The sequence below is a fragment of the Psychrosphaera sp. genome, from assembly GCF_982872775.1.
In genome coordinates this window covers 1-9053 of record NZ_CEYNSH010000069.1, presented here as the reverse complement: position 1 = coordinate 9053, position 9053 = coordinate 1, and the positions used below count along the sequence as shown (strand labels likewise).

Sequence of the window (9053 nt, the reverse complement as noted above, 5' to 3'; positions counted from 1 at the left end):
TAACGTTTAGAAGAGGCTCACCCATGCCCATCATTACCACGTTGGTTACTGGTCGATTTGTTGATAAACCATCCCAGCCAATATCTTGTGCAACACGCCAAACCTGACCAATGATTTCACCCACTGACAAGTTACGGTTAAAGCCTTGTTGTGCTGTCGAGCAGAATGTGCATTCTAGCGCACAGCCCACTTGTGATGAAACACAAAGGGTTTTGCGATCGCCATCAGGAATCCAAACGGCTTCTACTTCCTGACCACCTTCTAACAACAACGCATATTTGATTGTGCCGTCTGAAGATTCTTGACGTACATTAATTTCAGGTGCACGAACCTCACACTTTTCGGCTAATTTGGCACGTAGTACTTTTGAAAAGTTCGTCATTTCAGAGAAGTCTGTTTGACCCATCTGATAAATCCACTTGATGGCTTGGTCTGCACGGAATGGCTTTTCGCCTAATTCGTCTTTGAAAAACTGACGTAAGGCTTTGCGATCGTAATCAAGAAGGTTAACTTTTTTAACGGGCTGTGTTTCAACAGCAGGCGTGATGATTTCTGCAGACATACTTTACCTCTATGTAGCTTGTATCGTTTAAAGATGCGTTGTTACACGCGTACATTGTATTTTTGCTTTATGCCCTTTGTCTGACCATTTAAGGATTAAAGGCACAAAGCAAAAATATAAAAAGGACCTTAGCAAGCTAAAGTCCTTTTTAATAGCAACTCAGTAATCGTTAAAATTAACGAGTACGGTCACACAATTCGTCAGCAGAGAAGAAGTATGCGATTTCACGAGCAGCTGACTCAGGAGCGTCAGAACCGTGTACTGCATTTTCGTCGATTGACTCAGCGTAGTCTGCACGTAAAGTACCTGCTAGCGCTTCAGCTGGGTTAGTTGCACCCATGATTTCACGGTTTTTAGCAACAGCGTTTTCGCCTTCTAAAACCTGAACCATAACTGGACCAGAAGTCATGAAAGAAACTAATGCACCGAAGAAAGGACGCTCGCTGTGCTCAGCGTAGAAACCTTCTGCTTGCTCTTTAGATAGGTGAACCATCTTAGAAGCAACGATACGAAGACCTGCAGACTCAAAACGGTTGTAGATTGCACCGATTACATTTTTAGCAACTGCATCAGGCTTGATGATAGAAAAAGTACGTTCTAACGCCATGGTTAAACTCCAGTTTTCAATATTAATATTAAGGATTCAATTTCTGGGCGCGAATTATACGCGAACTTTTATAAAAAAAATATGTTTGCTTATATTTATCATTCAATAACATAATGCCCGTTGGCTTAATTGATGAAAATTCGACTAATTTTGTTAAGCTAAAGATATCGGCTAACTGTCATTCTGTGGTAATTAGCTGGTTTGATTCTAGATTTTTAGATAACCTTTTAAATTACCTAACCTTTTAAGAGACATTAAATGGCCCCTCAGTTGCTCATTACTGATATTCTCAAAACGCTAAAGGCGCAGTACCTCGATTTGGTCAGTGATGCGACAACTTTTTTTCGTGAATTTGAAGAAATCTATCTGATTTACGAGAAAGAAACACAAAGAACCAAAGAAATTAATAAGCAAATAGAAACCATTTTGTCGTTTAAAGAAGCCAATGGTTTTTATCCAGCAATTAAAGATCAAGATGACACCGGAGAGTATTTAAAAGAGCTGAAACAACTCTCAGCAACGGCGCAAGAACGGCTTGATTATGTCGAGCCTAAAGTCCTTGGTGGATTTAGACGTCGCACTGCATTATTAACTGAGATGGCCGACACGATCATCGAACAAACACTCAAAGATAAAGACGCTAATCGTTTTATTACTACAATGGTATTGCGCGCTCCGCTACCTAATGATCAAGCCAGGTGCGCCAGCAACGAAAAGAATAAGCCTCTGTATATCGCGGCCTTGTCCGTTAAGCTATTACAGAAACTGTTGGAAACTGACCAAATTATTGATGAAGACATCGTTAAATACGTCCCAAAACTCAACTTAAAACAAGTCGAAGAACAAACGAACCAAAAGTCTGATGCAACAACAAACACTTCTTCCGACAGCACTTCGTCTGATTCAAAAGACAAGTCGAAAAAGGAAGAGGAAGAGATTCCTGAGGAAATACTCGAACCCTACAAACGCCAAGTCCTACGTCCCATCATTTTTGCCGCCCTTATTCACCAAATAGGCGCATATAGTTTGGATGCAGATAAAATCTATAAAGGGAATCGCTATCGTCTATTGGACGAAGAAGAGCGTAAAAAGCTAATAAACGTAATATATAAATCGTCTCGAAATTATCTCAAATACGGTGTCGGCGAACCCGACCGAAGCTTATTTGAAAGCATGGATGCCGACGAGTACTTACAAGCAGTCGCTCGTTACGATCTCACCGATTCGATTTTGACCAACTACGTCAAACCGCAACACGCACTTGGCAACTTGCTCCGCATTCCGATGATTTATGCGTCGTTTTTGATGTCGACCAAGTCTCGACACAATTATAATTTGATTTACAAAGCCTACGACATCATGAAAAGCGGCATCGACAAAGAAGTCATCTATGAGCCTTACACCAAGGTCTTTATGAAAATGGTGGGCCGCTTTCCAATGGGCTCTGGAATTTACTTTGTATCAAAAGAAACGAATGTCGTGGAAAAAGGCGTTGTCGTTGGTCTGAACCCGGCCCACCCAAAAACCGCGATTGTTAAACAAACCACCAAGCGCCAAGTCAAATATGAAGATCACAGTCAAACAGAAGTGACCTACGACTTTAATATTATAAATCCGGCCGCCCGAAAACAGTCAGATTTCAGCGAAGACTATTACAAAAAACAGTATCCAAATGGGTTTTATTGGAATCCGGCAGAAGACTGGGAAATGGACATCAATCAAAAGACCTTCTGGCGACGTGACAACAGTATTCGTCGAAATTGATCGAGTAAACAAAAAGACCGATTTTGTGACCGAAAACAGACGAGTATTAACTTTTAGAATAGAAACGATGTGAAAATCTAAAAGTCGACTTTACCGCGCGCTTGTTTAATTTGACCGCGCTTGGTTTTACTGTCCATGCGACGTCGCTGTGAGGATTTGGTCGGTTTGGTTGGCTTTCTTACCGCTTGTGTCTTTATCGCGCCTTTGATCAACTCTACTAAGCGCTCGATAGCTTCGTCGCGATTTTGTTGTTGTGTTCTAAACTGCTGCGCTTTTATGATGAGTACGCCATCTTTTGTCAGTCGCTTGTCTTTAAGCATTAACAAACGTTCTTTGTAAAACAAAGGCAATGACGAGTTGTTGATATCAAAACGCAGATGAATAGCCGAGGAAACCTTATTGACGTTTTGACCACCCGCGCCTTGTGCACGAATCGGCACAAGCTCAAGTTCGTCTTCTCGCAAGGTCACTGTGTTTGAAATTTGAAGAGGGTTATCAGCCACAACTGCTTACCTTTACCTACTAACGCTATGCTTACTAACACTAGGCTTAATAACACCTCGTTAACAAAGCTCGGATTTAAATGAATATTGAGCGCCCTCAGGCACTTAATTGAGATAGTCGTTAGCGCGCGCTTCGAGTAACCTCTCGATTTGGTCGATTTCAGACTCTGACATAGACGACGCAGATGGAGACTCTGGAATACGATTGGATTCGTTCGCCCATTCCCCTAAATCAATGAGCTGGCAGCGTTTACTACAAAAAGGTCTGAATTCGGATTCTGGTTGCCAAATGACATCGGTGTCACAAGTCGGACATTTAACAATGGTTGGTTTGGGTGTAGACATGAAAAATACTCTTAACAGCTCGCTAATTCGAACTGAATTGTATCATTCACAGAAGTTTTTACAGCACTTTTGTCTGGTTTCATAAAGCTAATGGCAAAACGACGGTTACTGCCACTGAGCGTCGGGAATACGCCTTCATCCGCATCGTACTTGACTCTCAACAAAGATACGTTGTCTGCACAGCTACCTTGATAAAAGCCATTTGGGGCATTTTCTTTAGTGAATTCAGCCGACTCGCGAATAAATAACATAGAAAAATTTAACGCTTGTTGTAGTGGTGCCAAAATCAATAACCAGCTTTTTACGTCTGCTTGTTTTTCTTGGAGAGGCTTGAGTCGCCAATAATGAAACTGCGGTAAATCAAAGTCACATGTCCCGCCTGCAATACCAAAGCGCTGGCGAAGACTGGCCAAAAACTTGTCTTCTTTCAATACTTGGCAGGCTTTGCTCATTTTCGAGATCTGACCTTGCAGCTTAACGGTTTCTTGGAGATTTTTTTGTAAAGAGTCGTTATGAATATCGGGGTGAGAGGACCAACGCAACATGCTTTTTTCGAGCAAATCGAGATAAAACGCTAGCGTTCCACGAATATCATTGCGCTCCAACACTTCAATGGTGGAATAAAGAGTAGAAAAAAACGGCTGGATATTAGTTTCATCAGACATGTCATTGTGAATTGATAATTGTCCAAACAACAACTCTAACCTCATCAACAGACGAGTTTTTTCGTTAAGAGGATGTTCGTAAACAACAGAATTCATGATGGTCCAGTTTTGATTTATTCTTTTTATTATTCTCTTCAATCAGGCACGATTAACACGCAATCGTGACAAATATGTTCCAATATGATTTATGCGCCCGCTAGTGTCAAATATTTCTGATGGATTTCATCAACTTGCTTTTGTAACTCGGCAAGTGTGCCACTGTTATCGATAATATCGGTCGCTTTAGCCAAACGAGATTTACGGTCGATTTGACTGGCAATAATGGCTTTTATTTGTTCAATATCTACACTATCACGCTTTGTCGCCCGTTGCACCTGTGTTGCCTCATCAACATCTACCACCAACACTCGGTCACAATACCCTTCTAACTTGTTTTCTAGCAATAAAGGCGCTGACAAAATCACATAACAAGAAGTCGCAGACTTTAACTGCAACAAAAGCTCATTACGAATCGCTGGCTGCATGATTTGATTGAGCTTAGTTTTGGCTTCTACATCGCTGAAAATCGTCTCTCTGAGCTTTGCTCGATTTAGATTGCCATCAGTGAGCAGAAACTCCGTACCAAAGGTATCACTGATTTGTTGTAACGCCTTTGAGCCAGGCTCAACAACTTGTCGTGCAACGACATCGGCATCGACAACGTCTATGCCTTTTTGGCCTAATAAGTCAGACACTGCGGTTTTACCCGAACCTATACCGCCTGTTAAACCAATGATCATTTTGGAGTGCTGTTGATGTAAGCTAGTCATCTTCATCAATTATAAAAATTGTAAATACCAGTTAAGCATTTGGTCGCCCCATAACATGGCCAGCCAACCCGCAATCGCAATGTAAGGCCCAAATGGAATTTGCGTATTTCGAGTTTTATCGCCAAATATCATCATGCTGATACCGATAACGGCACCAACCGCAGAAGACAACAGAACGACCATCGGCAGTTGCACGGCCCCAACCACGGCACCAACAATCGCCATTAGCTTAAAGTCACCGTATCCCATGCCCTCTTTGCCCGTGACTAGTTTGAATAACCAATACACAGACCACAACGATAAGTAACCGGCTGCGGCACCAATTAATGTATATTTGGGATCTAAAAACACACCCCAAATAGACGCCAGCATCACAAACCACAACAAAGGTTGAGTGAGCTGGTCAGGCAATAACATTTTGTCGATATCAATAAATATAAGTGCAATGAAAACCCAAGTCAGTGGTACCAAAACTAACGCCTGCAAAGAATAACCAAACTTGACAGCAACAACAGCACTGGCAAGCGCCGTTAAAGCTTCGATTAGTGGATAACGAATTGAAATGGGCGTTTGGCAATAACCGCATTTACCGCGTAAAAACACATAACTCAAAATAGGAATGTTGTGCCATGGTTTAACCGGGTTTTGGCACTTAGGACAATGTGAGTCAGGTTTGATTAAGTTAAAAGGCGCGTCTTCCTTGTTAGTAGCTTCGAGTTCGTCAGCTAACAACTCGCGACACTCGCAAGCCCACTCCTTTTCCATCATGACAGGCAGGCGATAAATCACTACGTTCAAAAAACTGCCCACTAATAAGGACACAAGAGTAACGATAGTGATAAAAAAGGCGGAAGACTCCGCCATTAATATGAAAAATTGATCAAACATAAAAATTCTTTTAGTAACTAAAACTAATTTGGATTAAACCGCATTACCCATCTGGAAAATAGGCAAATACATAACAACAATTAGGCCACCGATGACGGTACCCAAAAAGACCATAATAAACGGTTCTATTAGTGCAGATATACCGTCAACCGCATCGTCGACTTCTTGCTCATATACATTAGCGACACGCTCCAACATGGTATCAAGTGCACCGGATTCTTCACCGATGGAGACCATTTGCGTCACCATATCTGGGAACAGATTTGTAGTACGCATCGCAATGTGCATTAAGTTACCGGCTGAGACATCGGCCTTAATTTCTTGTATCGCACGCTTGTAAACAGCATTACCAGAGGCACCAGCCGCTGAGTTAAGTGCTTCGTGTAATGGAACGCCGGCCGCAAATGTGGTCGATAAAGTTCTGGCATATCGAGCAATCGCGCCTTTATTGACTATCGTACCGACAATTGGCGCTTTTAATAGAAACGCATCCATGGCATCGGCAAACTTTTTACTCTTTTTAAGCTGACGTTTGAATAACCAAATAGCGGCAACTAACCCCAATACAACGTATATCCAGTAGTCTTGTGCAATTTTAGAAGCGTTGATCGCCATTTGAGTTGGCGCGGGTAGTTCGGCTCCAAAACTAGCAAAAATATCTTGGAAAGATGGAATAACATAAACCAACAAAATACCGACAACAATAAACGACACGGCTAAAATAGCGATTGGATACGTCATGGCTTTTTTGATTTTGGACTTAAGGGCTTCTGACTTTTCTTTATAAAGAGCGATTCGGTCAAAAATACCGTCTAACGAACCAGACTTTTCACCCGATTCAACTAAGTCACAGTACAATTCATCAAAGTACTTTGGTTGAGAACGAAACGCATCGGCAACCGTCGAACCGGCTTGTACCTGTACCAAAACATCCGTCACCATTTTTTGCATTGACTCTTTATCAGAGCCCTTAGCAATCATATCGAGTGATTGAACAAGTGGTACACCCGCAGTCAGCATGGTCGCGACCTGACGGGTAAAGACAGCAATATCTTTACTGTCGATAGGCTTGCCACCTGCACCAAATAATGGTGTCGGCTTTTTGCGAACTTTGGTTGGCGTAATACCTTGTTTCTTTAAGTTACCTTTGGCTTCGGTCGGTGTCGTAGCATAAATCTCACCTTTGATTTTACCGCCACGACGATTGAGTCCTTCATAAACAAATGCGATCTGTTTTTTTATTGCTTTAGCTTTATTATTCGCCGCCATAATCTTGTTTAAATCCTATTTTTGCCTAGTTTTACTTCGCGTTACCAAAAGAATTGATAACGCCAAGCATTACCTCAATTACGCCCTGTGGTCTTCCGTTTTTAGCATAATGCAATGACTATGATGTCGTAACGCGATTGACCTCTGCAAGACTTGTCATCCCTGCCGCGGCTTTTAACAACCCCGATTTACGTAAATTGTTCATGCCTTCTTTTTCGGCTTGTTGGGCAATATCTAGCGAGTTACCGCCTTCCATGATAATGCCGCGCATTTCTTCACTGAGCTTTAACACTTCATAAATACCAACACGGCCTTTGTATCCACCAGTACAGTCATTGCAACCCACAGGCTTGTACAAGGTCATCGAACTAATTTGTTCGTGGGTAAACCCTTCTTGTAACAGCGCTTCTTCTGGTAAGTCCGTTTCGGGCTCTTTACATTTTGAACATAAACGACGGGCCAGTCGCTGTGCAATAATAAGTGAAACGGAGCTTGCGATGTTATATGAAGGAACACCCATGTTTGCCAAACGCGTTAGGGTTTCAGCGGCTGAGTTAGTATGCAGTGTGGATAAAACCAAGTGACCCGTTTGGGCCGCTTTGATAGAGATTTCGGCGGTTTCAAGGTCACGAATCTCACCAACCATGATGATATCTGGATCCTGACGTAAAAACGCTTTTAGTGCCGAGGCAAAATCAAGCCCGGCTTTATTGTTCATCTGAACTTGGTTAATACCCGCTAAGTTAATTTCGACTGGGTCTTCGGCGGTACTGATGTTTCGCTCTGGCGTATTGAGAATATTTAGACCGGTGTAAAGTGACACGGTTTTACCAGAACCCGTAGGCCCAGTTACCAAGATCATTCCTTGCGGTTGCGCTAGAGCCTCCATGTAGAGCCTTTTCTGCTCTTCCTCATAACCCAAGACATCGATACCCAACATCGCGCTCGATGAGTCCAAAATACGCATTACGACCTTTTCGCCCCAAATGGTCGGTAAGGTACTGACACGAAAATCGATGGACTTTTTGGCAGAGATCTTAAGTTTGATACGACCATCTTGCGGTTTGCGTTTTTCTGCAATATCTAAGTTAGAAATAACTTTAATACGCGCAGCCAAACGTCCTGATAATGCAGACGGCGGCTTAGCGACTTCCGTTAAAATCCCATCAACGCGGAAGCGAATACGGTATTCTTTTTCGTAAGGTTCGAAGTGTAAATCCGATGCACCTTTGCGAATAGCATCCATTAAAATCTTATTGATATACACAACGATAGGCGCATCGTCTTTATCGTCTTCATCTGGTGCATCTTGATTAGGGTTTACTGATTCTGTTTCTAAATCCGCCAACTCCATCATGTCGGAATCATTAACCCCAAGGGCATCATCCATTGAGGAGAACACCTTATGGATCATGTCAGATAGAGCGGCTGGCTCACAGACCAAAAACTCAGTTTGCAACCCGGTATTAAATTCAAAATCTTCTTGAGCGGAAATATCAGACGGGTCACTCGTGGCTAAAAACAGCGTTCGCCCTTTTTTACCGACAGGTAAAACTTGGTGTTTGGTGACTAATTTTTCGTTTTTAACATCTTCTGGGATCATCGAGATATCAAATTGCGAAATATCAAAACGAGGCACAC

At 42.3% G+C, this 9053-nt stretch carries 10 protein-coding genes; 1 reads left to right on the top strand and 9 read right to left on the bottom strand.

Annotated features, from left to right (window positions below; genetic code table 11):
* Both AC4E96_RS13540 and ndk read right to left on the bottom strand, forming a co-directional pair.
* Positions 1–562, bottom strand: a 562-nt coding sequence (locus AC4E96_RS13540) for a radical SAM family protein (RefSeq protein ID WP_490256195.1), incomplete at its 3' end; no start/stop codon positions are given.
* A 175-nt stretch (positions 563–737) separates the two neighbouring features.
* Positions 738–1169 (bottom strand): nucleoside-diphosphate kinase, encoded by a 432-nt coding sequence (gene ndk, locus AC4E96_RS13535; protein WP_488033885.1) that lies wholly within the window; start codon positions 1167–1169, stop codon positions 738–740.
* 258 nt (positions 1170–1427) lie between these two features.
* Between ndk and AC4E96_RS13530 the strand changes: the two genes are divergently transcribed.
* Entirely contained in the window at positions 1428–2933 is a 1506-nt protein-coding gene (locus AC4E96_RS13530) for a hypothetical protein (protein WP_488033884.1), read from the top strand.
* 77 nt (positions 2934–3010) lie between these two features.
* On the opposite strand, the gene arfB is transcribed toward AC4E96_RS13530, so the two are convergent.
* The 7 genes from arfB to pilB all read right to left on the bottom strand — a co-directional run.
* On the bottom strand, positions 3011–3436 hold the full coding sequence (arfB, locus tag AC4E96_RS13525) for an alternative ribosome rescue aminoacyl-tRNA hydrolase ArfB (RefSeq protein WP_488033883.1): 426 nt from the start codon (positions 3434–3436) through the stop codon (positions 3011–3013).
* Between the two features lie 105 nt (positions 3437–3541).
* Entirely contained in the window at positions 3542–3781 is a 240-nt protein-coding gene (gene yacG / locus AC4E96_RS13520) for a DNA gyrase inhibitor YacG (RefSeq protein ID WP_488033882.1), read from the bottom strand.
* 11 nt (positions 3782–3792) lie between these two features.
* Positions 3793–4542: a cell division protein ZapD gene (locus AC4E96_RS13515; RefSeq protein WP_490256194.1), complete on the bottom strand. Its 750-nt coding sequence runs from the start codon at positions 4540–4542 to the stop codon at positions 3793–3795.
* Between the two features lie 89 nt (positions 4543–4631).
* A complete protein-coding gene (gene coaE, locus AC4E96_RS13510; protein WP_490256193.1) occupies positions 4632–5255 on the bottom strand; it encodes a dephospho-CoA kinase in 624 nt (207 codons plus the stop codon).
* Between the two features lie 9 nt (positions 5256–5264).
* Positions 5265–6143: a prepilin peptidase gene (locus AC4E96_RS13505; RefSeq protein WP_488033879.1), complete on the bottom strand. Its 879-nt coding sequence runs from the start codon at positions 6141–6143 to the stop codon at positions 5265–5267.
* Positions 6144–6176: 33 nt separating this feature from the next.
* The gene (locus AC4E96_RS13500; RefSeq protein ID WP_490256192.1) at positions 6177–7412 is read right to left on the bottom strand and encodes a type II secretion system F family protein; all 1236 of its coding nucleotides are present in this window, start codon (positions 7410–7412) and stop codon (positions 6177–6179) included.
* 118 nt (positions 7413–7530) lie between these two features.
* Positions 7531–9053 (bottom strand): type IV-A pilus assembly ATPase PilB (gene pilB / locus AC4E96_RS13495; protein ID WP_490256191.1); only part of this gene is annotated, 1523 nt, incomplete at its 5' end.

Excerpts from the sequence above, each read along its gene's own strand:
- ndk (WP_488033885.1), bottom strand. The coding sequence starts at position 1,169 with ATGGCGTTAGAACGTACTTTTTCTATCATCAAGCCTGATGCAGTTGCT.
- AC4E96_RS13530 (WP_488033884.1), top strand. The coding sequence starts at position 1,428 with ATGGCCCCTCAGTTGCTCATTACTGATATTCTCAAAACGCTAAAGGCG.
- yacG (WP_488033882.1), bottom strand. The coding sequence starts at position 3,781 with ATGTCTACACCCAAACCAACCATTGTTAAATGTCCGACTTGTGACACC.
- AC4E96_RS13515 (WP_490256194.1), bottom strand. The coding sequence starts at position 4,542 with ATGAATTCTGTTGTTTACGAACATCCTCTTAACGAAAAAACTCGTCTG.
- coaE (WP_490256193.1), bottom strand. The coding sequence starts at position 5,255 with ATGACTAGCTTACATCAACAGCACTCCAAAATGATCATTGGTTTAACA.
- AC4E96_RS13505 (WP_488033879.1), bottom strand. The coding sequence starts at position 6,143 with ATGTTTGATCAATTTTTCATATTAATGGCGGAGTCTTCCGCCTTTTTT.
- AC4E96_RS13500 (WP_490256192.1), bottom strand. The coding sequence starts at position 7,412 with ATGGCGGCGAATAATAAAGCTAAAGCAATAAAAAAACAGATCGCATTT.